Origin of the sequence: Cellvibrio japonicus Ueda107 (assembly GCF_000019225.1) — a bacterium.
Taxonomy (GTDB): Bacteria; Pseudomonadota; Gammaproteobacteria; order Pseudomonadales; family Cellvibrionaceae; genus Cellvibrio; species Cellvibrio japonicus.
The window spans coordinates 3,662,238-3,686,181 of record NC_010995.1; the positions used below are offsets into that span (position 1 = coordinate 3,662,238).

General features: G+C 54.1%; 20 protein-coding genes. 12 read left to right on the forward strand and 8 right to left on the reverse strand.

Going from position 1 to position 23,944, the window contains the following annotated elements:
- Window positions 1–3: 3 nt before the first annotated feature.
- From CJA_RS14835 to CJA_RS14855, 5 genes are all read right to left on the reverse strand, one after another.
- Window positions 4–1,431 (reverse strand): N-acetylmuramoyl-L-alanine amidase, encoded by a 1,428-nt coding sequence (locus tag CJA_RS14835; protein WP_041551585.1) that lies wholly within the window; start codon window positions 1,429–1,431, stop codon window positions 4–6.
- Window positions 1,432–1,676: 245 nt separating this feature from the next.
- A complete protein-coding gene (locus tag CJA_RS14840) occupies window positions 1,677–1,865 on the reverse strand; it encodes a DUF2200 family protein (RefSeq protein WP_012488662.1) in 189 nt (62 codons plus the stop codon).
- Between the two features lie 4 nt (window positions 1,866–1,869).
- A complete protein-coding gene (locus CJA_RS14845; protein ID WP_012488663.1) occupies window positions 1,870–4,083 on the reverse strand; it encodes a putative bifunctional diguanylate cyclase/phosphodiesterase in 2,214 nt (737 codons plus the stop codon).
- Between the two features lie 194 nt (window positions 4,084–4,277).
- Window positions 4,278–4,757 carry a tRNA (adenosine(37)-N6)-threonylcarbamoyltransferase complex ATPase subunit type 1 TsaE gene (gene tsaE, locus CJA_RS14850; RefSeq protein ID WP_012488664.1) on the reverse strand — a complete coding sequence of 160 codons (480 nt, stop codon included), beginning with the start codon at window positions 4,755–4,757 and terminating at the stop codon, window positions 4,278–4,280.
- A 9-nt stretch (window positions 4,758–4,766) separates the two neighbouring features.
- Window positions 4,767–6,281, reverse strand: a complete 1,515-nt coding sequence (locus tag CJA_RS14855; protein WP_012488665.1) for a bifunctional ADP-dependent NAD(P)H-hydrate dehydratase/NAD(P)H-hydrate epimerase — start codon at window positions 6,279–6,281, stop codon at window positions 4,767–4,769.
- Between the two features lie 120 nt (window positions 6,282–6,401).
- Between CJA_RS14855 and CJA_RS14860 the strand changes: the two genes are divergently transcribed.
- Together CJA_RS14860 and CJA_RS14865 are read left to right on the forward strand one after the other, a co-directional pair.
- Window positions 6,402–8,084 carry a DUF1631 family protein gene (locus tag CJA_RS14860; RefSeq protein ID WP_041551586.1) on the forward strand — a complete coding sequence of 561 codons (1,683 nt, stop codon included), beginning with the start codon at window positions 6,402–6,404 and terminating at the stop codon, window positions 8,082–8,084.
- Window positions 8,081–8,467, forward strand: a complete 387-nt coding sequence (locus tag CJA_RS14865) for a PilZ domain-containing protein (RefSeq protein WP_012488667.1) — start codon at window positions 8,081–8,083, stop codon at window positions 8,465–8,467. Before CJA_RS14860 ends, CJA_RS14865 begins: the two co-directional genes overlap by 4 nt.
- 50 nt (window positions 8,468–8,517) lie before the next feature.
- Here CJA_RS14865 and CJA_RS14870 read toward each other — a convergent pair whose 3' ends face one another.
- Together CJA_RS14870 and CJA_RS14875 are read right to left on the reverse strand one after the other, a co-directional pair.
- Window positions 8,518–9,249: an SIMPL domain-containing protein gene (locus tag CJA_RS14870; protein ID WP_148208888.1), complete on the reverse strand. Its 732-nt coding sequence runs from the start codon at window positions 9,247–9,249 to the stop codon at window positions 8,518–8,520.
- 96 nt (window positions 9,250–9,345) lie between these two features.
- Window positions 9,346–10,224, reverse strand: a complete 879-nt coding sequence (locus tag CJA_RS14875) for a substrate-binding periplasmic protein (RefSeq protein ID WP_041551587.1) — start codon at window positions 10,222–10,224, stop codon at window positions 9,346–9,348.
- 184 nt (window positions 10,225–10,408) lie between these two features.
- Between CJA_RS14875 and queG the strand changes: the two genes are divergently transcribed.
- From queG to gnd, 8 genes are all read left to right on the forward strand, one after another.
- On the forward strand, window positions 10,409–11,518 hold the full coding sequence (gene queG, locus CJA_RS14880; protein ID WP_041552502.1) for a tRNA epoxyqueuosine(34) reductase QueG: 1,110 nt from the start codon (window positions 10,409–10,411) through the stop codon (window positions 11,516–11,518).
- A gap of 246 nt (window positions 11,519–11,764) precedes the next feature.
- Complete coding sequence (locus CJA_RS14885; protein WP_202944163.1) at window positions 11,765–13,198, forward strand: hypothetical protein; 1,434 nt, start codon at window positions 11,765–11,767, stop codon at window positions 13,196–13,198.
- Window positions 13,199–13,228: 30 nt separating this feature from the next.
- Window positions 13,229–13,735, forward strand: a complete 507-nt coding sequence (locus CJA_RS14890) for a hypothetical protein (RefSeq protein WP_012488673.1) — start codon at window positions 13,229–13,231, stop codon at window positions 13,733–13,735.
- A 10-nt stretch (window positions 13,736–13,745) separates the two neighbouring features.
- Window positions 13,746–15,734, forward strand: coding sequence for a GMC family oxidoreductase (locus tag CJA_RS14895; RefSeq protein WP_012488674.1), 1,989 nt, complete (start codon window positions 13,746–13,748; stop codon window positions 15,732–15,734).
- A gap of 511 nt (window positions 15,735–16,245) precedes the next feature.
- A complete protein-coding gene (locus CJA_RS19380; protein ID WP_148208889.1) occupies window positions 16,246–16,593 on the forward strand; it encodes a hypothetical protein in 348 nt (115 codons plus the stop codon).
- 19 nt (window positions 16,594–16,612) lie between these two features.
- Window positions 16,613–17,434, forward strand: a complete 822-nt coding sequence (locus CJA_RS14900) for a hypothetical protein (RefSeq protein ID WP_148208890.1) — start codon at window positions 16,613–16,615, stop codon at window positions 17,432–17,434.
- Window positions 17,435–17,563: 129 nt separating this feature from the next.
- Window positions 17,564–18,355 (forward strand): GMC oxidoreductase, encoded by a 792-nt coding sequence (locus tag CJA_RS14905; RefSeq protein WP_041551588.1) that lies wholly within the window; start codon window positions 17,564–17,566, stop codon window positions 18,353–18,355.
- A 298-nt stretch (window positions 18,356–18,653) separates the two neighbouring features.
- A complete protein-coding gene (gene gnd / locus CJA_RS14915; protein WP_012488677.1) occupies window positions 18,654–20,108 on the forward strand; it encodes a decarboxylating NADP(+)-dependent phosphogluconate dehydrogenase in 1,455 nt (484 codons plus the stop codon).
- 105 nt (window positions 20,109–20,213) lie between these two features.
- On the opposite strand, the gene CJA_RS19160 is transcribed toward gnd, so the two are convergent.
- Window positions 20,214–20,540, reverse strand: coding sequence for a hypothetical protein (locus CJA_RS19160; protein WP_083766877.1), 327 nt, complete (start codon window positions 20,538–20,540; stop codon window positions 20,214–20,216).
- Window positions 20,541–21,504: 964 nt separating this feature from the next.
- On the opposite strand from CJA_RS19160, the gene CJA_RS14920 reads away from it, so the two are divergent.
- Both CJA_RS14920 and CJA_RS14925 read left to right on the forward strand, forming a co-directional pair.
- Entirely contained in the window at window positions 21,505–22,140 is a 636-nt protein-coding gene (locus tag CJA_RS14920) for a gluconate 2-dehydrogenase subunit 3 family protein (protein WP_148208891.1), read from the forward strand.
- Window positions 22,141–22,177: 37 nt separating this feature from the next.
- Window positions 22,178–23,923: a GMC oxidoreductase gene (locus CJA_RS14925; protein WP_012488679.1), complete on the forward strand. Its 1,746-nt coding sequence runs from the start codon at window positions 22,178–22,180 to the stop codon at window positions 23,921–23,923.
- The last annotated feature ends 21 nt before the right edge of the window (window positions 23,924–23,944 follow it).

Consider the following 23,944-nt stretch of genomic DNA (forward strand, 5'->3'; position numbering starts at 1 on the left):
GAATCAACTGGCAGGAATTTTTAAGGTCTGGCCCACTTTAACGGTGGTGGTGCGCATACTATTGTGGCGCATCAGTTGGTTGACACTGACACCGTAGCGCATCGCAATGGCCGAGAGTGTATCACCCGAGGCAACCGTGTGCTCACGTTCAATACCTTTAACCTGGCCGGACGCCATTTGGGCCGCGAGCAGGGTCCCCGCCGGTGGATGCTGCATAAAATATTGCTTGATGCCTTTAAAGAGCGCATCGGCCATTTGCTTGCGATAGGCCGGCGTCGCCAGTTTGCGCGCCTCATCGGGATTGGAAATAAATCCCGTCTCCACCAGGATGGAGGGCACATCGGGAGATTTGAGCACCATAAACCCGGCCTGCTCTACCTGGCGCTTATGCAAATGGGCGATCCCGCCCATGGAGCGCAGCACATGGCTGCCCACCTGCAAACTGGAATTCAGGGTGGCGGTCATGGATAAATCCACCAACACCCCTGCCAGCACCTGATCCTTGTCATCGAGGCTGATACTGCCCACCCCCCCGATCAAATCCGACTCATTCTCCCTCTCAGCCAGAAAGCGGGCGGTTTCGGATGTCGCCCCGGTGCGCGACAACGCAAATACCGAGGCGCCGCGCGCGCTGGCACGGGTGAAGGCATCAGCGTGAATGGACACGAATAAATCCGCCTTCATGGTGCGGGCAATATCCCGGCGCTTTTTGAGGGGAATAAAATAATCGCCTGTCCGTGTCAACTTGGCACTGAAGCCAGGCTGGGCATTGATCGCAGCAACCAGCTCGCGGGAGATGGCCAGGGTCACTTCTTTTTCACGCAGTCGATTGGGACCAATAGCACCCGGGTCTTCACCGCCATGGCCGGCATCCACTGCCACCACAATATTGCGTTTGCCGTTGATTTCCTGTGTTGGGCGCACAGGCTGGGCCGGCGCCGGTTTTGCCACTTGTGCCGTGGGTGTATTCAGTGACGGGACTGGCGCTGGTACCACAGGTTGGGGCGCAACCGCTGCGGTAGTTTCCGTCAGCGCTAGATCATGCAGGTCCAGCACCAATCGATCATGCATGGTGCCATGGGCCTTGAGCGAGAAACTGTTGGGCCGCACCCGGGTTTTCAAATCCAACACCAAGCGCAGATCGCGCTGGTTCTGTACGGAACTGCGAATCTGGCTAATGGGTGTATCTGCCAACGCCAGCCCCTGGGTACCCGTATTGAGCTTTACATTGGTGATATCGAGAATAACCCGTTCAGGATTGGATGCGGTTGAAAGCGTGTGCACAACAGGGCCGTCGAGATCAAACACAATGCGTGTATGATCCGGAGCCCGCCATACGCGAACACCATTGATATTGGCAGCTTCGACCAGGCTGGAGCACAGCAGCACCATTAGCACACCCAGTCGATACAAACGATGAACAAAACCCATAGGCGTTTAAAAATTCCGCAGCATTTATTATCGACAGCGCCATAATCGCGGTCATTGGGCAACCCGGGCTGAATACCCGGGATAGATGATGATGTGCACTCTACCGCAAAATTTGTATTTTTCTCCACCCAAAGTACCTGCCCAGGTTGTTTTTCGGCCAATTTTTAAAAAATACACTGGGGAGAAAGAGTAGAGCCATGCTCAGTCGTTTGGAACTTCACCCAACCACGACCGCGGTACCATGACTAGCGCAGGATTTTCTCTATTGCCTTTCCCTTGGCCAATTCGTCAACCAGCTTGTCGAGAAAACGTATTTTTTGCATTAATGGGTCTTCGATATTTTCTACACGCACACCACAGACAACGCCTTTGATCAACGAACTATTGGGATGGCTCCTGTGAAATAGGTAGATTGAAGGATCGCGTAAGATCATATCCCTAATTGCGCCCGGTTACCTCAAAGCCTATTTGCGCATGGGCATGCATGAATTCGATAAATTGGTGTTCGGGCAGGGGTTTGGCGATGACGTATCCCTGGGCCAGGTCGCAACCTTCCCGTTTGAGCATTTGCAGGGTTTTATCATCCTCTACACCTTCGGCAACAGCTACCAGGCCCAACTCACGCGCCATCAGCAGTGTGGAACGGACGATGCTGTGGTTGCGTGGATTTATGAGCATATCCCCGACAAAACTGCGATCGATTTTGAGTTCATTGATAGGGAAATGGCTGAGGTAAGAGAGCGAAGAATAGCCTGTGCCGAAATCATCAACCGAGGTGTAGACACCCAGCTCACTTAACTGAGTGAGCATTTTTTTCACACGCTGAGGATCTGCAGCCACGCTGGTCTCTGTTAACTCCAGACGCAGATCGCCCGCACGCCCCTGATGGCGCACCAGCGCCTGGGTGATGATGTCCAGCAAATTGGTTTCGGTCAGGTCATAGGCAGCGACATTAACGCTGATGGAGCAGGCGAGATTGGCTGCGCGCAACTTTGCGGCAACACGTACCGCTTCGTCGATCATGACGGCGGTAATCTGCTCAATTAAACCGGAGTTTTCCAAGAGCGGAATAAAGACTATGGGGGGTACATAACCGAGTCGCGGATGATGCCAGCGCACCAGCGCTTCGGCCGAGTGGATTTTTCCGGTACGCAGGTTCAACTGCGGCTGGAAGACGGGGTAAATGCCCTGCACATTGCCATCAATAAACAGGGAGATAATATCCAGGTCCAGGCGGCTGGGCTCCATATCCGGCTCATAGGCCAACCAGCGTTTGTGGCGCGCCAGGCTCATGGCCAGGGCAGTTTCGGCATGACGCAATAATTTGCTGGCAGAGCGGCCCTGGTCGGGCCAGTAGGACGAGCCACCGACCAGTTGTACATTGAGCCCCGGCTCGGTTTGGCTCATACGCTGGCTGAGCTGATCGAGCAGTTGTGTGGCATTGCAGCGATCCATGAATAAGGCAAACACACCCCGCCCCAGATAAGCTGCGAGGCCGCCCTCAATATTTTTTAACTGCACCGCAAACGCATTGACGATGGTTTCGGCGCGGGCAAAACCAAAGGTGCGCACAATCGTGTCCAGGTCGGCCAGTTTGATAATCAGTATTTCCTTTAATTCACGGATCGGCGCCTGGGAGCAATGGAAAAAATCATCGAGCTGATCTACAAAGCGCTGGGTTTTACACAGGCCTGTCTGGCTATCGAAATGGGCCAGGTGCAGCAATTCCGCCTCGGCTTGTTCACGCAATTCCAACGCCTGGCGCAACTCCTGGGTGCGCAGGGCAACCGTGCGCTTTAGGCTCCAGTACCAGGAACCGCCCAATAGCAGTAACCCCAACAATACGGCTACACCTCCCCCCAGGAAGCGCAACAGCGCCAGGGGTGCGGCGGCGGGTTCCAACTCCGATGACCAATCCTGGTACAGCTCCTGGTAGCGACCGGAAGCCATGGCCGTATTCAGGGCACCCTGCAACCAGGCAGCGATTTCCGGTTTATGGCGGTTGATGGCAAATGCATAGCCCTGTGCCCAGAATGGAGGGCCCATACGCCGCAACGGATACTGGTGATCGCGCAGCAGTCGCTCAGTGGCAAGACTGGCCAATACCGCATAGTCCGCCTGCCCCTGGGCCACAGCCTGGATCGCGGCCAGGGTATTGGTGGTGAGTTGCAAGCGCGGCGGATGGTCGCTGGCGAGAAATTGCTGGTGGGCAAAGGAGGCTTCCTCCACCGCAACACGCTTACCGGCAAGCTGCTCTACCGAGGTGAGGCGCGGGGCATCTTCAAGGGCATAGATGGCGTGGGATGAGTAGTAGTAGGGCGTTGTGAATAAAAAGCGCTGGGCGCGCTCGGGCGAGTAGTACATGGGAACCACATCAAGCTCGCCCCGCTCCAGTGCTGCAACGGTATCCGGCCAGTTGCCCAGGCGATGGGTCGCGCGACGACCGCCGATACGAGCCAACTCGCGCGCCAGCTCTACATTGAAACCGCGCGCCTGGTTGTGCTCCATCCACTCCAGGGGCGGGTAGGCGGCATCCCCCCCAAACAGAACGGATTCGGGTAGCGCCACGGTTATATCAGCCCAGAGCAATAGCCCCACCAGGAAAATCCATAACCTCCCGCTCCCTAACCTGATGGATTCACGGATATACATGGCGGCGCCCTCCTATCTATCCTTTGCGGCACATGGCTAAATCACCATCGCCCCTGGAGGCATCGGCAAGACGTAACGCTGCTCCGGAGAGACAACGCTGTTGCGGTGAAGGGACAAGTGGATAACCCCATAAGCACATCTGAACTGTGACGGTAAGGATAATCCTAGGGCAGGATAGTCAATTTAACCAATAGTCAGCTGGCGGTTTTGTCCAATAAATCCTCAAGGCTTTGCGAGAGTGGCCCTGACCAGGCGATACGGCGCCCTTCGGCTTCAGGCGTCAGCGCAATCATCAAATCAGGCTCGGGTAAGACACCCGCACCGCGGGCGGGCCACTCGACCAGGCACAGGCTGTTATCGCTGAAATAATCGCGGATACCCATGAACTCCAGCTCTTCCGGATCGCCCAGGCGGTAGAGGTCAAAGTGGTAAATCCGACGCTCGCCCAGTTCATAACACTCCACCAGGGTATAGGTTGGGCTTTTGACCGCGCCCTGGTGGCCAAAGGCGCGCAGTAACCCGCGCGTCAGGGTCGTTTTACCCGCCCCCAGGTCACCGAGCAAATAAACGCTGGTAAAGGTGTGCCGCGCCGCCAGCAGCGCGCCCAGGCGCTCACCCCAGGCCAGGGTTGCCTGCTCATCGGCGAGATACAGGGAGTTGTGTGCATCTGTCATAGCGGCACCTCAGCCCAGCAATTCGCCCAGGTAGGGGACCAGGTCCGCAGCCAGCAGGCTGCGCTGGCCGTGCTCATCGGCAGCCAGATCGGCGGCACAGGCGTGGAGTACCGCCCCAAGGCGCGCGGCATCGCAAAAGGCAAGCCCCTGCGCCAGCAGGGCGCCGAGGATACCCGAGAGCACATCGCCCATACCGCCGGTGGCCATGCCCGGATTGCCGTCTGTCACCAGCCCCACCGGACGCTCTGCACTGGCAACCAGGCTGCCGGCGCCCTTGAGGATAACGGCGGCCTCATAGCGGGTTTGCAACTCGGCTACCGCCGCAAAGCGATCGGCCTGTACCTCGGCAGTGGTCACTCCCAGCAGTCGTGCCGCTTCGGCGGGATGGGGGGTTAACAGCCAGCGCTGGCGCCCTTTGGGATTGCGCACCACACGCCCGGCCGCCAGGATATTGAGCGCATCGGCATCCAGCACCAGCGGCAGGCCGGTTTTTACCGCCTGCTGGAGCATTTGCTCCGACCAGGGGGAACGCCCCAGGCCAGGCCCGACCACCAGCACCGTCGGGCGCGCCAGCCAGGGCTCCAGCTCCTGGCCGGACACAACGCCGCAAGCCATGATTTCAGGGCGGCGCGCCAGGATGGCGGGAATATGCTCCGGGCGCGTGGCAATACTGACCAGGCCGGCACCGGAGCGGGCCGCCGCCTCAGCGGCCATAAGTGCGGCACCGCCATAGCCGGTATCACCGCCGATCACCATCACATGGCCGAAATCGCCTTTGTGGGCATCGGCAGCGCGGGGCGCCAACAGCGACTGCAACGCCGGCAGGCTCAAGCGCTCGGCAGCCGCCGGCACCTGCTCAAATACATCAGCGGGAAGATCAAGCTGATCCACCAGCACTTCGCCACAATATGCCGGGCCGCGCCCGGTCAGCAGGCCGCGTTTGAGCCCGATAAAACTGAGCGTCAATCCCGCCCTGACTGCATCGCCCTGTACCGCGCCGGTGTCGGCATTGAGCCCGGAGGGAATGTCCAGCGCGAGTACCGGCAGGCCAGCACTATTAATCTGGGCAATGGCCGCCAGCATGTCCGGACGGGGCTCTCCGCGCAGGCCAATTCCCAGCAGTGCATCAACAATCATCCCTTGTTCAGGCTGGGTATCTGCCGCAAAACGGCGCATGGTAACCCCTTCCTGCAAGGCAAACTCATAAGCCTGGAGGGCTTCGCCTTTGAGATCGCCGGGAGCAACCAGTTGAATCACCTGCACCGGTAGGCGCCGCTGGGCCGCCAGGGCCGCCAGCACATAGCCATCGCCGCCATTATTGCCGCCGCCGCAGTAAACGCTGATCAACCCGGGATTGGCAAAGCGCGCCAGCAACAGGTTGAACGCTGCACGACCGGCGCGCTTCATCAACTGGATGGATGGGATACCGCTGGCAATCGCCGCCGCATCCAGGGCATAGGCCTGGGCAGCGGTATAAAGTCCGTGGCTGGGTGCAGAGTCGGGTGAAGCGGGGGCAATCATCATGGATAGAATCCGGCTGGAAGTAACAAGTGGGCGCGATTATACGCAAGTTCCCGTGTTTTCAGGCGGCAAGACTGCATGGGGTTATCTATAGTGGTAATTACCTTTTCACATAGATCAACCATGACCCAGGATTTCACCCTCGCACAAATCCTTTCCGGCGATACCCAGGCGCTCGGCCAGGCTATTGCACTGGTTGCCAAAGCCAGCCGCCAAACCCCGCCGCAATTACAGCAGGCCATAACCAGCCAATGGCTGGAGCCGGCATGGCAACAACTCGATCCCCGGCTCAAACCATTAATCGACAAACTCCGGCCGGAGTGCGAGCAATGGCTATGCGCTGACGAGGCGACGTATCTCGACAACCGACATCCGGCGCGCCGGCTCTTTGAGCGAATCCATTACCACCTGAATCGCTGGTATCCGCGCGCCAGCAAACCCAGCCAGCAGTTTTATGACCGTTTTGCCCAGGCGGTAGATTCTCCGGACCAGGCAAGTCTGCACGCCTTTGTCGACTGGGCGGATAGCGATGCGCAACGCGCCGCCATGCTGAGTGCACGCCTGGTGGAGACAGAGGCGGGACAGATGCGCCTGATTGCCATTGAGTGCCAGGTGGTGCAAGCGCTTAACGAACACCTTGCCCATCGCCTCTTCCCGCAGGACAGTGCCGACCAACTGGATGCCGTACTCAAAAGCGAATTGCAACACAACCTGTCCACAACCACAGGGGATGAGGCGCCTTTCTGGAAGCTCTGGCAAAAACTCCTGCCGCGCCTGGGGCAGGTATTTGGCGATGGACAAAACCTGCCCGACGACCAATGGCTGTATAGCCAGATTCCCTCACTCATCGGTGAACTGGAGCGCAGCCTGGAATTACCGCTCAGCAATCCCGCCCTTTACCGGCTCTGGACGGAGCAACTCTGCCAGGCACTCATGCTGGCCATCCAGAAAAAAAGCCAACCGCTCAGTATCCTGGAGCCGCTCCCTTACCCGGAGGGTTACAGCCAGACGGGTACACGCATCACCCCCAGCCTGCTGCAGCAAAGCCAGTCGCTGGAAGTCGGCAACTGGCTGGTCTTTGAAACAGAGGCAGCGCCAATCCGCACCCTGCTTGCCCATAAAAATACCGCTGCCGGCCAGCTGCTATTGGTTGATCAGGCAGGGCGCAAAATCATGAGCAAAAGCCTCAAGGACATGGCGCTCAGCCTGTCCACCGGTATTGCCCGCCCGCTGCCGGAATTTAGCCTGCGCCCAAACATAGAGCCCCTGCTCAGCAAACTGGTCGCACAGGCGCACAAGCTGCTCCAGCAACAGCAGGCCATTTACGAAGTGCAAGCACGACAAGCGGCTGAAGCCGCCGAGCGCGCCATGCAAGAACAATTGGAATTGCGCCACGCCGCCGCACGCAAAGCACTGGCCGAAGCCCGCGCGCTGGCAGAAGAAAAAGAAAGGCGCGCAGTCGAGGCTGCACACCTGCGCGAGCAACAGCGCCTGGCCAAACTTGCCGACGCTGAAGCGCGGCGGCTGGCAGCCATAGCAACCGTCAATCAGCTGCGTGTAGGCGCCTGGATGGAACTGGAGGAGCCCCCAGGCCAAGTGCGCCGCTGCAAACTCTCAGTCATCCTCGGCAATAGCGGGAAATATATTTTTGTCGATCAGCTCGGGCGCAAACTCGCCGAATTACAGCGCGAACCCTTAATTGAACTCCTGCAACAGGATCGCTTGCGCCTGTTGCGCCAGGGCGGAGATTTTGAAGACCAACTCGCGAAAGTGATTCGCGGATTACGCAAGGACACTCACTCATGACAACCGATAATAATAATCAAACTCCCAACAACGACCTGCGCCAGGAATATCGCCTGAACGCGCGCGAAACGGTTTACCTCGAAGAGCCCCTGGACAATGGCCCGGCAACCTTACTGGTGAGTACCAGCCTGGATATGTCAGCTAACGGCCTGCGCGTAATTGCCGATTGCCCATTACCTGAAGGCTGCATCATGCAAGCCTGTGTACAATTAAAAACCGGCGAGCGTTTCGTCCTGGTATGCGAAGTCAAATGGAACCAACCCTATGAAACGGACGGGGAATACCTGGTGGGATTAAGCCTGTTTGAATCGGAGGGCACCGATATACAGAAATGGAAGGAGATGATTGCGCAGCGCTGTAACGGCACAACAGCGTCGTCATAAAACAAAAAACTCTCCGGCGGAGAGCTTTTTGCACACAACGATCAATTCATTTATTTAACCAGATATACCACAAACACCTGTGCAGTTAATTTAATCACACCGGGTTCAAAAGGCTCGGAGGAATCGGCAGCGCGCATTTCCATCATCACTTTATTACTGCTGCTGCCCATGAGTTGGCGGCTGGGCACCAACTGCCAACGCTCATTGCCGCGGGTATTAAATTCAGAAATCGACCAGGGCTCGCCCAGTGCCTTGCCCTGGGATTTGGCGAGACGTTCAGCGCGGGCCTTGGCATCGGCCATGGCAGCAACCTGCGCTTTGTTTTCCAAATCCTGTTTATTGCTGAGGGACAAGGTGGTGTTAATGGTTTCGGTGATTTTGGCATCCACCAGGGCTTTCATCATATCGGGGTATTTTTTGAGATCGCGCAAGGTAATATCAACCTGGCGCGAAACCAGGTTACCGGTCAGCACTCGCTCCCGGTCGCGATAGTCATATTCAGGGCGAATATTCAGGGCGGTGGTGGCAATATCGTTGGTTTTGATACCGAATTTTTTACTGGTCTCGATCAAGAGGCGCGAGCGCTGGTCTACATCCGCCTTGGCTTTAGCCAGATCCATATTCAGCGCTTGAATACTGAGTGAAAACGTCATGACGTCAGGTTCAGCTTCGATTTCCGCTGAGCCTTCAACATACACATGGGGTTGGGCGGGTAATGGATTGGCCAACAATGGCAGGCTGCACAGAGACAAAAAAAGCGCACAAATTACATGTTTCATCATGTTCTCCCTCAGGTTAATCGTGACGCGACTATAACAAAGCCAACTGAACCCACGCCCACTGAAACTGTGAAAATTTGTGCGCCCCTATCACCTGGACTATTGGAGCTGGTTAATATCCAGCCAAAGCTCGGGTCGATCCACCGGTGTTTCCCTCGGCAGGTTGGGGTTATCCAGATAAAAAACCTTGCGATTTTTTAAATCGGCCAATTCCACTGCCTTGCGAATAGAGGGATCGGCAAAAAACACCTTATCAAAGCTGCCATCGGCAACAGCTTTGTTTAATCCCTCTTCCAGAGCGCGCGCCAAGCGTGGATTGTCCTTACTGACAAAAAAATAAAACGGCATTTTGTACACCAGCATAATGCGTTTCTCTACCACCAGTTGCAGGCCGGGAATTTTATTCACTTCTTCCCAGGGCTCCTGGATACCGCGGGGAAATGCATCAAAGCGACCGCCATCCAGCATATACAACAGGCTCTCATATTTGTTGGTCTTGACGACCTTAAGGCCATTGCTCTCAAGGATTTTAGTATCTGCCCAGGTGGTGCCCTGCCCCAGTTTTAATCGCTTTAAATCATCCAGTGTCTGGATTTGGTCAAACTTGTATTGATCATTTTTGTGGATCAGGAAAATACGGTGCCCCAGCAATCCCTTAAGCAGGGGAATGCGCACAGGCAAAAGGCGCGACTCCAGGTTCTGGTCACTGGCGGCCCACATTAAATCCACCTTGCCGGAAGCGACATCTTCGATATAACGACTTTGGGTGCGGGTATCGCTCGGGTCAAATTCCAGTCTATAGGGGATGTCCTGGCGGGCAATGGCCAGCTTGAGGATATTGATCGTGTATCTATCAATATCCGTAGAAATGGGCAAGGTGCGAATAACCTGGGGAGATTGGGCATGTGCCAGTAAACTGCCTCCCAGCAACACAATAAAAATGGCACGGGCGATAATTGCCGATACAAAAGAGCGCATAGTGACCTCGGTTGATTATTGTAGTTATGCTGTTGATTTATTGTAGTTATGGTGTTTTTAAGTAGGGTTATGTGGCGTAATTCTAGACCATACGCAGATTTTTGCCGTGTTTTTTAACCACTTTTACCCCTGCGGGGGTTCTCTGGCACAATACCCGTCCGACTTCACCATACCCATACATTCCATGTCCGATCTGGATCTTCATCAACTGGCTGCCGATATCAAACACTGGGGGCGCGAACTGGGTTTCCAACAGTTGGGAATTACTGATATCGACCTGGGTGAAGCTGAAGTACGCCTTAAGGAATGGTTGGCCAAGGGTTATCACGGCAGCATGGAATGGTTAGCTGCCCATGGCAATAAACGCTCGCGGCCGGCCGAATTGTTACCGGGCACCCTGCGCGTTATTTCAGTACGCATGGATTACCTGCCGGGTGATACACGGCAGATCCAGATACTGAAAGATCCCACCAAAGCCTATATCTCCCGTTACACCCTGGGGCGCGATTACCATAAATTAATTCGCAAGCGCCTGGGGCAATTAGCTGAGCGTATTGAGCGCGCGCTACCGGATGATTATCCGCTCAAAGGCCAGAATCGCGCGTTTGTGGATAGCGCGCCGGTCATGGAGCGGCCACTGGCCGAAAAGGCGGGGCTGGGCTGGACCGGCAAACATACGCTGATTATTAACAGCAGTGCCGGCAGCTGGTTTTTCCTGGGCGAAATTTTTACTTTCTTACCCTTGCCTATCGACAAACCTGAGCAGCATAACCAGTGCGGCGACTGCACCGCCTGCCTGAAAGTTTGCCCCACCGATGCCTTCCCGCGGCCTTATGAATTGGATGCGCGCCGCTGTATTTCCTATCTCACCATCGAAAACACAGGCGTGATTCCTGAAGAGTTTCGCGAGCCCATCGGCAACCGGATTTTCGGTTGCGATGACTGCCAGGCTATTTGCCCCTGGAATAAATATGCGCACTTTACCGGCGAGACTGATTTCCTGCCACGCCACGGGTTAGCCGATAGCGACCTGGTGGATTTATTTCTCTGGAGTGAAGAAGAATTCCTCACACGCACCGAAGGCTCGGCGATTCGCCGCGTTGGCTATGAGGGCTGGCTGCGTAATATCGCGGTAGGTTTGGGTAATGCTCCGAGCGATTTACGCATTATCGAAGCACTCACACACAAACGCGAAACTGCTTCCAGTCTAGTGCGTGAACATATTGATTGGGCACTTGCCCAACAGGCGCAACCCCAGCGTCGTCGCAAGCGCAAAATCCAACGCGATAATTAATCCGCCACACCCGCAAAAAAACATTTCCACTCATCACTACTCACTCAAATTGACATGCAATAAGTCTTTTATTGGTGAGCTTTTGTGCCATTTTCCAATTTTGGATGCCACGTTATCCTGGGTAATAACGTCTTCTTTTAATTGTGTGCTACTACTAAGTCTTGCAGGAGGCGTAACAACGGCAAACGTATTTTATTTGCCACAACAAGGTTTGCTATTTCACCAACAAATATAAGGATGATGTATATGACTATCCGAAAAAAACTACCGTGTTATCCGAGTTACCTACACCACAGGTCACACCTTCTCAAATTACTCTTCATCACTGGCGTATTTTCCGGCATTACCGCGTGCTCCGATAAAGAGTCCACCACCGTCGCTACCGATAATCCTGTACCGGTACAGGCAGAATCAGAATGGACCGCCAGTGCCAGCAGCTCCAGTAGTGCCAACCCATTACCGGTATTAAGTTCAACCATTCCACTGGAAATTACGGTAAGCACAACCCCGGTCACACTGGAATCCCTGCAACACGATTTTGATGTATTTTCCTGGCAATCCTTTGTTGCACTCAATTGGCCTGCCAATCCCGATGGCACCCCCAACAATAACCTGGTCATTGGGCAAAACCCGAACGGCCCGGTGGTGTGGCAAAGCTGGCGCGAAAGCTACACGATTTTTTTACCCGATGGCGCCACGCCTGCGCCCTGGGGACAAGCGAGCTCACTGCCGGACGCCTGTAAAGGTATAGACCCAGGCAGTATTCCACCGGGGACACTGCAACTCACCCAGGTGGGCAAAACACCCAACGTACTGGATGAAAGTGGCGAGCCCTTCCAGACAGGCCCCCTGATTGACCAAAACGGCCAATACACCCGCTATGAAATCCTCACCAATGAGACCATGTTTAATTACATTCTCAACAATAAACTCTATTCCAAAGCGGGACAAAAAGCGTTTAACAACGATGCGGATTTTCCACCCAGCATCAGTAAAACCAAGCAGATCGGCTCCATCATGTTGAAAGCCGCCTGGATCAAAATGGGCGGGAAATTTAATCCCAAGGATTACCACACTGCCATGGCGCTGGTGTACAACAATCCCGCCGAGCAGCACGGCGTAACACCGGCCTGCAGCCTGGAACAAGTGGGCCTGGTGGGCTTCCATATCGCGCACAAAACCATCGATGAACCGCAGTGGATTTGGTCCACCTTTGAACATATCGCCAATGTACCGACCAAAGGTGAAAAACCCACACGCACGACCTACAACTATTACGACCCGGCCTGTGCCGATTGCGCGATCAACGAGCCGCCACCGCGCCCCTGGAATCCCGCGACACCTTACACCAAACCTTCGCAAATCGAGCGCGTTATTCCGATCACCGACGACACCAGGGCACTGAATGATTTGTATCACCAGGCACTGGCTGCCGCGGTGCCTAATTCGGTGTGGCTGAATTACGAATTGGTGAGCACCCAGTGGCCCACCAACGCCAAAAGCAAAACCGATCCCACCGGGGTACCGGCACCATCCTTCCTCGCCAACACCACACTCGAAACCTATATCCAGGGTGAAATCAAACAGACGTCCAGCAGCTGCATGGCCTGCCATAACAACGCCACCGGCACCACGGGCAATTTCTCCGATTTCACTTACCTGTTACAGCGCGCGCAATAAGTCGCTGCACTTACGAGAAGGAATGACATCATGGCAAACAATGACATGAACAATTTTATTGGCCTCAGCGCCGTGCTGACCGGTTTTAGTGCAGACATCCTTGCGCCGCAGTTAGACCCGGTCAATATCAAAGCCGAATACCTGCCCTTTTTCACCGCCAAAGTCAGCGAGGAATCCGGCAATCCCAATTTGGCGAGCAGTATTTTCAGCAAATTCGCCAGCCTGCAAAGCCAAACCGATCCCAAGTTGTCCCCCCAGCAAATTGGCGCGTCCATGCTCGACCCGGGCAATGGCGATGCCTTTGTGCTCGCCTGTCGCAAACTGATTTTTATGTGGTATTCCGGCGCCTGGCCCACCGTGATTCCCGCCACGGCTTCTGCGCCGGCCACCACCGTGAGCGACATGATCTCTGCCAAGAGTTACACCTGCGGACTCGCCTGGCAGGTGATGCAGTCCCACCCCATGGGCGATTCCAACTACCGCTACGGCTACTGGGCCAAAACACCCGCCGCCCTCAGCGAATACACCGGCAACTAAGGAGCAGACTATGAGCAATCAAGAATACGACCTGGTGATTGTGGGCTCGGGCATTGCCGGTTCCATCGTGGCCTACCAATTGGGCCTGCAAGGTAAAAAGGTGCTGATATTGGAAGCGGGGCAGGAAGTGCCCGTTGACCGCAGCGGCTATATGGAAACCTTTTTCAAGGCCAATGCCAAAACCCCGGAATCGCCCTATCCGCCAACCACCCAAAACCCGTCGGCATCGACCCCGGACAATCCCCTCGGCCTGCCCGACCCGGCCCTGGAAAATGTGCCGCGCTATACCGTGTTGCAGATAGGTGCCTGGCGCAACGCCAAGCAGTGTTATTTCGATTACACCGCGCAAGATCCCGGCCTGAACGGCAGCAGCCCCGACGCCAAGTTTGCCTTTGGCAGCTCCTATGAGCGTATCGGCGGCGGCACCACCTGGCACTGGCTCGGCACCAGCCTGCGGCTGTTTCCCAGCGATTTCGAGCTGAAGACCCGCTACGGCCAGGGCGTGGACTGGCCGGATGGCGCCGCCTATTACGATGCTCTGGTGCCCTATTACGAGCAGGCGACCAACCACATAGGCGTGGCGGGCGACAAGGAGGCCATGGATCAAATCTATAGCCTGTTCAAGGTTTCTCCCACCGGAACCTATGGCCAGAATTACGACTACCCCATGCCGGGTATCGTCGAATCCCTGGTGGATAATGCGTTTAACTCCCCGACCGTTACCGCCCTGACCGTCGACGGCAACCCGGTGGACATCACCCCCACGCCCCAGGGGCGCAACTCCCTGCCGGGTGAGCGCCGCCAATGCGCAGGGAATACCAACTGCATTCCTATCTGCCCCATCCAGGCCAAATACGATGCGACCGTCACCCTGGCCCTGGCGCAGCAAACCGGCAATGTGGAGGTGCGCTATCGCAGTGTCGCCAGCAATATCCGCGTGGATGACAACAGCGCCGAGGTCACCGGTATCGACTTTATTACCTACGATACCCACAGCGGGATACAGACAGGCTCAGGCACAGCAGTGGGCAAAAAGTACCTGCTCGCCGCCCACGCGATAGAGACGCCCAAGCTGCTGCTGATGTCCAACAAGAACACACACTTCCCCCATGGCGTGGCCAACTCCAGCGACCAGGTGGGGCGCAACCTGATGGATCACATCATGTACCTGGCCTGGGGCCTGGCGAAAGACCCGGTCTATGCCTACCGCGGCCCGCTCTCCACTTCGGGGGTGGAGTCCCTGCGCGACGGCGCCTTCCGTTCCCAGCGCTCGGCCTATCGCATCGAGATCGGCAATGAAGGCTGGCAATGGGCCGCCAACGACCCTTTCACCACCCTGGCGGACTTTGTGTTCGGCCAGGACAACAGCCAGACCAATGGCAATGCGGTCAATGCCCAGGGGCAGGCACTCAAGTTCGACCCCGGCCTGCCGGACAACGCCATGCTCTTTGGCGAGCAATTGGTGAATACCCTCAACGGGATTTACACCCGCCAAATCCGCCTGGGTTACCTGATCGAGCAACTGCCCGACCCAGGCAACCGCGTGGAGCTGTCGGACAGTCTCACCGATCACCTCGGCCTGCCGCGCCCGAAAGTCACCTACCGGGTGCGCCAGGACTACGAGCGCAACGCCTTCGTATCGGCCAAGCAGGTCTCCACCGAGATTTTCAATGCCATGGGCGCACGCGAGTACACCAAGGCACCGCCGGCGCCGGTGTTCTATGGCAACCCCGGCGAGGTGACCGCCACCAACTTCCAGTACCAGGGCAACAACTTCACCTTCTACGGTGCGGGGCATATTGTCGGCACCTACCGCATGGGCAACGACAAGAGCAGTTCCGTGCTCAATCCGCGCATGCAGTCCTGGGATCACAGCAACCTGTATATGGCCGGCAGCGGGGTATTCCCCACGGTAGCCACGGGTAACCCTACCCTGACTATCGCCGCCCTGGCCTTTAAGGTGGCCGATCACATACTGGAGGATCTGGCAGCCGGCTAAGGCTTTCACTCAACGGGCAGTGCCTGGCGCTGCCCGTTTCTTTGTTGTCGCTTTCCGCTCGCACAGATTTTGGCTATAGATGCCTAGTTATACATTGCAAAATGTTATAGCTCTTCCTTTTCCCTTATGTTGATTCATAGCAGAAGCGAAATATAGGATTACCCCGCTCGAAAATGGGCCTCATCACCTACCATTAGGGATTGCCAATACGGCGTTGCTCTTTGGCAAAAAACAATAAGCTTGGCAGTTAACCAGCAAAGGAGATGTGTTAGTGGATATTCCTGTTAGGAATTTCTAAATGTGGATGAAAATACTTAGGATAGATTATGGAAAAGTTATTGTTTAGGAGCTGTTTACTGTTGGCAATTTTGGTTCCGAGCGTTTCAATGGCTCAAATTTACGTGGCATGTACTGAAGGTGGAGGGTGCAACACTTACGACTTAGGGGGAGGCAATAAAATAAACAACCGCACACCTAGGGGGGAGGCCCGTCCATAATCACACGAAGTCTTGTGCTTAATGACAAACAAAAACAAAACATAGAATGTGTTGCTGAAAAAAATAGAATCGAGAAAGAAAATTCAGATTGCAATTACAATGTTGCTTTAGATGGGCTTCGAGAAACCGGAAATTGCAATGCATTTAATAACAGAGAGTTTGGCGGTGGTATCGGCATTCAGCACAGGATCGTTTTTTTAAATGCTGACTATGTAGTTCAAAACCCAACTTACGATAAATGTATAAACCAAGTGAGTGCAGCAATTAAATTAGGTGAAGCTTATTGCTCAGTGGTATATACCAGGAACAAAAACACCGCACGAGCAGCCGACGACGGTGCCTGTTCACGCTATTATCAGTAATTTATCGGGTTTCCTTAAGATGATGAACAAAAAAGCCTCAATACTAATAGTTATTGTGATCATTGCGATTATTGCTCTCTGGCAAGCCCAAACGATTCGAAATCCTGCAATCACGGCTTCTGAAAACGAAATTGTGATTGAGAGCGATCTTTTGAAAGCGACAGATATTGCAGTATCAAACGCCAGCAACTCATCAGCCACGACAGGTAAAGGCATACTGAATGAAAGCGACATTCGTGACATAAACAAAGCGAATGAACAGAACATCGCAAGCCCTGCGTTTTCACAAAGTGATTATGCCATGTACGACGAAGCCACTCTTGAACGGATGGCTGATTCCGGTGATGTGTCCGCAATGAAGGCGCTTTGGGTTAAATATTTAAAAAGCGATGATGTGAATGATGTCGAGAAAATGCGTCAGCTTGTAACTAAGGCTATTGTTTACGGCGATAGAGATATGTTCCAGCATATGCCTGAGCTTTCATCACTCTCTGATCGGTTTACAAATCCTGAGGCCTCTCCCGAGCAAAAACATAATGCCATGATAGATCTACTCGCTTATCATGAGTTTATGGGTATGCGCGGAAACCTGTCTGAAAAATATTCAGGGCAAGAGGTATTTTTTATTGTGCACTCAACCCCTGAGGCCCCAATAAAGCTAACTGCAGCAGATAAAGCTGCAATCTTGGCCAGAGCCAGGGAAATTTACGCTAACTATGAGGGTGAGCGTATGAAGTTAGGTCTCGGGCCGTTTGATAACTCTGTTCCAGATGGCCTGAAAAAGCTGTATGAAATGCAGCGTGAATCTTATTTACAGGCAATGGGTGATAACGCAATTTAAAGGTAAAAATTTGGGGGGATCGAAATTCGATCCCCTTTTTATTATTATTTCCATTACATTCATAAATGTTTTAACACTAACAAAAACTATCACCCAATACCTGTTTTGTCATGTGACGATAACCAGACCTTGGCCAGTATCCTCCACCTGTTCAACCGCCGCCCTTCGCCCAAAGATCGCTTTGAGGCATTGCTACGCCCCCATATCGAACTGCTTTACCGCATGGCCTACCGCTGGACCGGCACCCAGGATCGCGCCGAAGACCTGGTGCAGGATGTGCTGGTGCGCCTGGCCAGCCGGGTAGAGGAAATGGAGGCAGTCGAGCAGTTGCGGCCCTGGTTAGTGCGCATCCTCTATAACCGCTATGTGGATGATTACCGCCGCCAGCGCCTTTCCCCCATAGACACCCGCCAAAGCGGCTGGGAACCGGAGGCAGAGGAGCCGGCGCCCGACCCAGGCAACCGCGTGGAACTGTCGGACAGTCTCACCGATCACCTCGGCCTGCCGCGCCCGAAAGTCACCTACCGGGTGCGCCAGGACTACGAGCGCAACGCCTTCGTATCGGCCAAGCAGGTCTCCACTGAGATTTTCAATGCCATGGGCGCACGCGAGTACACCAAGGCACCGCCGGCGCCGGTGTTCTATGGCAACCCCGGCGAGGTGACCGCCACCAACTTCCAGTACCAGGGCAACAACTTCACCTTCTACGGTGCGGGGCATATTGTCGGCACCTACCGCATGGGCAACGACAAGAGCAGTTCCGTGCTCAATCCGCGCATGCAGTCCTGGGATCACAGCAACCTGTATATGGCCGGCAGCGGGGTATTCCCCACGGTAGCCACGGGTAACCCTACCCTGACTATCGCCGCCCTGGCCTTTAAGGTGGCCGATCACATACTGGAGGATCTGGCCAGTATCTAAAGACCCACCGCAATATCAGCGCTGCCCGGTCAAAAATCAGGTAACGCCATCCATAGCAAGACTAAATAGAAGAAATAGCCAGATCTTTTCCCGTCTGGCTATTTTTTTGTAACGCAAACGGGAATAATAGGCGCCCCTCAAAGAAGCACTGCCCATAGAGCGGTGCCATTAAACAAAATCGGTCACGCACTTCCCGGGTCACAAACAACCAGGGCATGTTCACCTCCGGTGCTGGCTCCCCCTGTTGCATGGTCCTACCCGGGTAGGACATCAACCACAACGATAGGCTGTTACTACTATGAAACCACTTTCCGATATAGGCTTGGTTGGCTTGGCAGTGATGGGCGAAAACCTCATCCTCAACATGGCCAGCAAAGGCTATACCGTCACGGCATACAACCGCTCCGTAGACAAAGTTGACAATTTCCTCTCTGGCCGCGCCCAGGGCAAAACCATTCGCGGTGCCCGCTCCATCGAAGAACTGGTCGCCTCACTGGCCAAACCACGCAAAATCATGCTGATGGTAAAAGCCGGTAAAGCGGTAGATGATTTCATCGAGCAACTGATTCCCCACCTGGAACCAGGCGACATCATTATCGATGGCGGCAACACCCACTTCCCCGACACCGATCGTCGCACCGCCTACCTGGCCAGCAAAGGCCTGCGCTTTATCGGCACCGGCGTTTCCGGTGGCGAGGAAGGTGCACTGACCGGCCCCTCTATCATGCCCGGCGGTTCACCCGAGGCCTGGCCCTATGTCAAAGACATTTTCCAGAGCATCTCCGCCAAAGTGGACGATGGCAGCCCCTGCTGTGATTGGGTCGGCGAGAACGGTGCCGGTCACTTTGTAAAAATGGTGCACAACGGCATCGAATACGGCGATATGCAGTTGATCTGCGAAGCCTACCAGATCATGAAAGAAGTGCTCGGCCTGAGCGCGGACGAAATGCACCAGGTATTTGCCGAATGGAATAAAGGTGAACTCGATTCTTACCTGATCGAAATCACCCGCGATATTCTCGCGTACAAAGACGACGACGGCGAGCCGCTGGTTGAGAAAATCCTCGACACCGCCGGCCAGAAAGGTACCGGTAAGTGGACCGGCGTTATCGCCCTGGACCTGGGTGTACCGCTCACCCTGATTTCCGAAGCGGTATTTGCACGCTGCCTGTCTTCACAAAAAGCCGAGCGCGTTGAAGCCGCCAAAGTGATCAAGGGTCCCGCCGTGAATTTCACCGGCGACAAGCAAGCCTTTATCAACGACCTGCGCAATGCGGTATTTGCCTCCAAAATTATTTCCTACGCCCAGGGCTACCTGCTGATGCGCGAAGCGGCGAAAGAATACGGCTGGAACCTTAACTACGGCGGTATCGCCCTGATGTGGCGCGGCGGCTGTATTATTCGCTCGTCGTTCCTCGGCAATATCAAAGAAGCCTTCGACAAGAATCCCGAGTTGAAAAATCTGCTGCTGGACGACTACTTCACCAAAACTGTGGATGCGGCCCAGGCAGGCTGGCGCCGTGTCGCAGCGGCGGCAATTGTCAACGGCATTCCCGCCCCCACCATCACTTCCGCCCTCACCTATTTCGATGGCTACCGCACTGCCCGCTTGCCCGCCAACCTGCTGCAAGCCCAGCGCGATTACTTCGGCGCCCACACCTACGAGCGTATCGACAGGCCACGCGGTGAATTTTTCCACACCAACTGGACCGGTCGCGGCGGTAATACCGCGTCGACAACTTACAACGTGTAAGTCGTTTGGTGTGATAGAAAATAAAAAGGCCGGATCAGTGATGATCCGGCCTTTTTATACCGCTATTCATAATATGATCAGCGCCCATATTAAATTCTTGTTAAATTATTTTAACTCAAGGGTATTTACATCTTCTCCATCTCGCCAACGAGAACAAGTTCCCGCCCCAGTAACTCGTACTGTTTTTCCTGCAGCATAGGCAGTCATAAGCATTGAAAGCTGTGCCTTGCCAACATTTGAACTTTCATCTTTTATGATCCAGTATCTATATTGTGAAGCGCACTCTGGTCTATTAGTAGCAGTTCCCGTCATATAAAATAAATGCAGCCCATCACTATCTCTTACTACGATGGAAGTTACTTGCCCCTCTTGTGTTCCTGCCACAACTGAACCTGCTACAAGCATCAAGCCAAATAAAATTAATCGCGCCATAGTTTCTCCTAGAATGAAATTAATTTAACTTTAGGTTTTTCAATTTTTACTGTATCAAATATACAAGATCACAATAGTCATAAAAGTCAGCTCAACTACAACTTTGGCAATTGTGATAGCTTAATCTTTTAGCCATAAGGCTACCCAATGCGACATAAAAAGCACGATAAATCGTGCCTTATGGCCTATCCAGCAAACTGACTTAATTTAAATGAATAGACCAGTCATATCGCAACCTGCAGGCACAGATACTATCCCTTTCTGCAGATCAAAACATCAAGATTTTCACCCAAATAAAGAAGGTATATGTTTTGCAGAATGTGTATAGAGGATATGTTTTACTGTATATAGACTCGATATGCCGAGTTGCAGTCGTTTTGATCTAAGCTGGTCAAGATACCTCTGAGGTAGTTAGATACTCAACGAAGCATTATTAGTTCATTAGAGCTTTTTAGCAATAAGGTAAAAAGTCGTTGCAGCAAGAGAGTCGTGCGATTACGTTAATTGCAATAACAGCACGATCAAGCCAATGATTGTGATTACAGTAATCCAGAATAAGCCATTTAGCTAACCCTCCCTACTCCCTATAACCCAAACTTCAAGCAAGTTTAGAATCCAAGAGACTCCTGTGACCGCCTGACACAGTTCAACTATCCAAAGATACTTCCCTCTACTAGTTCACTGAAAATAAAGAAATACGCCATAGATTGATTTTATGCTCTTTTTATGCCGCTTTATTCCACCCCAGAGCATGGATACTGCTCGTATCCCTCAAGTTGTGTTTGTTTGTGTAAAGCCACTTGAAAGGCAGATGTTATCGTTTACATATTTAGCCATCCTGTGTAGCCAGTTTGTTTAACTGCAACTAGTCTGAAACTATCCAGGGCATCCGTGTATCACCCGCCAGGCGTTGGTTTTTGTGGCGTGGTGTTTTGTTCACAATAACAAAATAGGTTTAACCAACATGTTCGGCACTCCCCATCCTCCCCAACGGGATTCCCACCGATTGGCGGCGACAGAGCCCCATTCCCTTAACGGGCGGCGCCAGGCGCTCAAACACCTGGCACTGCTACTGGGGCTGTCGCTATCGGCAAGTTCGCTGGAAGCGCTGGCTGCCAGTTTTAGTGTGCCAACTGATATGGCGCGCCGCCAGAAAACCCTGCTGGATAACAACCAACTGGCCCTGGTGCGCGAACTGGGTGAATTCATTATTCCAACGACAGATACCCCCGGTGCCATTGCCGCCGGAGTGCACGACTTTATTAACTACCAGTTGGCCTATTGCTTTAGCAAAGCCGATCAGGCGCTCTACCTCAAACAGCTGGATCGCTTTTCCAGCCTGGCGCAAGCAGCCCTGGGTAAATCCTTCCTTGAAGCCCCGAGCGAACAACAGGTTGCACTCCTGAGCACGATGGAAAAAGGCGAGGCGCCGTTTGCTCTGGAGGACCGGCATTTCTTCAAACAACTGAAAGCCCTGGTGATTTTTGGCTATTACACCTCTGAGATAGGCGCAAGCCAGGAATTGAAATACCTGCCCATACCCGGCGGTTTTAAAAACCTGAAATTCAAGGATGTCGGCCGCAACTGGTCGCAGACCTGATCGCTAACGCCATATCCAGAATACCGACGAGATAGCCATGAGCAATTCCAACACGTTTTATATTAAAAAAGCGGCCGAGCCCTTTGATGCGATTGTCGTAGGCTCCGGTATTTCCGGCGGCTGGGCTGCCAAGGAACTCTGTGAAAAAGGCCTGAAAACCCTGATGGTGGAGCGCGGGCGCAATGTGGAACACCGCAAGGACTATATCGGCGAAGGCGTTCCCCCCTGGAAGATGCCCTTCCGCGGCCAGGTTGAAAAAGAATTGGCCGATAATGAATATTTCGTGCAGCAACGCTGCTACGCGTTTAACGATGCCACCAAGCATTTTTTTATGAACGATAAGGACTACCCTTATCAAACACCGAAAGGCCGCCCCTGGTCGTGGATCCGCGGCAACCAATTGGGCGGCAAGTCCCTGCTCTGGCACCGTCAGTCCTATCGCATGAGTGAACTGGACTTCAACGCCAATGCCATCGATGGCCACGGCGTCGATTGGCCCATTCGCTACGCCGACCTCGCCCCCTGGTACGATCATGTGGAAGTTCACGCCGGCATCAGCGGCTCCCGTGAAAACCTTGCCATTTTACCGGACAGCAAATTCCTGCCGCCGTTTGAATTGAATGCGGTGGAAAAGGCGATGAAAGTCCGCATCGAAAAACAGTGGAAAGATCGCAAATTGATTATTGGCCGCTGCGCGCACTTGTCGGTGCCGGCGCCCCATCACCTGGCCCAGGGCCGCATCCAATGCCAGGCGCGCAATGAATGCCAAAAAGGCTGTTCCTTCGGCGCTTATTTTTCGACACAAAGTTCAACCCTGCCGGCGGCAGTCAAAACCGGCAACCTGACGGTTGCCACCGACAGCATTGTGCACAGTGTCATTTACGATCCCAACACCAACCGCGCAACCGGCGTTCGGGTGATTGATGCCGAAACCCTGGAGGTGCGCGAGTATTTTGCCAAGGTGGTGTTCCTGTGCGCATCAACCCTGGGCACCACACAAATCATGCTCAATTCTGTCAGTGAACAGTTTCCCACCGGTATTGCCAATTCATCCGGGGCACTGGGGCATTACCTGATGGATCACCTCTACGGTGCCGGTGCCAGCGGGCGCGTGGAAGGTTTTGGTGAGGAATATTATTCCGGCCGCCGCCCAACCGGCATCGTCATTCCGCGTTTCCGCAATTTGAATCCGCAAAAGCCCGATGCCGATTTCCTGCGCGGTTATTTCCTGATGGGCGGAGCCCACCGCGAAAACTGGAATGCAATCGGCAACCAGGAGGGCTTTGGTGCAGAACTAAAACAAAAAATCCGCACCGGTGGCGATTGGATTTTCAGCTTATCCGGTTCCGGTGAAATGTTGCCGCGCTACGAAAACCAGGTTTCCCTGCACCCGACCCTCAAAGACAAATGGGGTATGCCGCAACTCTTGATTGACTGTGCACTGACCGAAAACGATTGGAACATGTTTAACGACATCGCCGATACCTGCGCCAATATCCTGGAGACCATCGGTGTGAAAAATGTGAGCAAACACATCAGTGCCCCGGACAATTGGGAGCCGGGTTTGGCCATTCACGAAATGGGAACCGCGCGTATGGGCAAAGACCCGAAAAGTTCGGTGCTCAATGGCTGGAACCAGGCGCACGATGTGCCCAACCTGTTTGTGACCGACGGTGCCTGCATGAGCTCTTGTGCCTGGCAAAACCCCTCGCTCACCTATATGGCGATCAGTGCACGCGCGGCGGATTATGCGGCGCAACAATTAAAGCAAGGCAAACTCTAGGTATACATCAATAGCGACCAT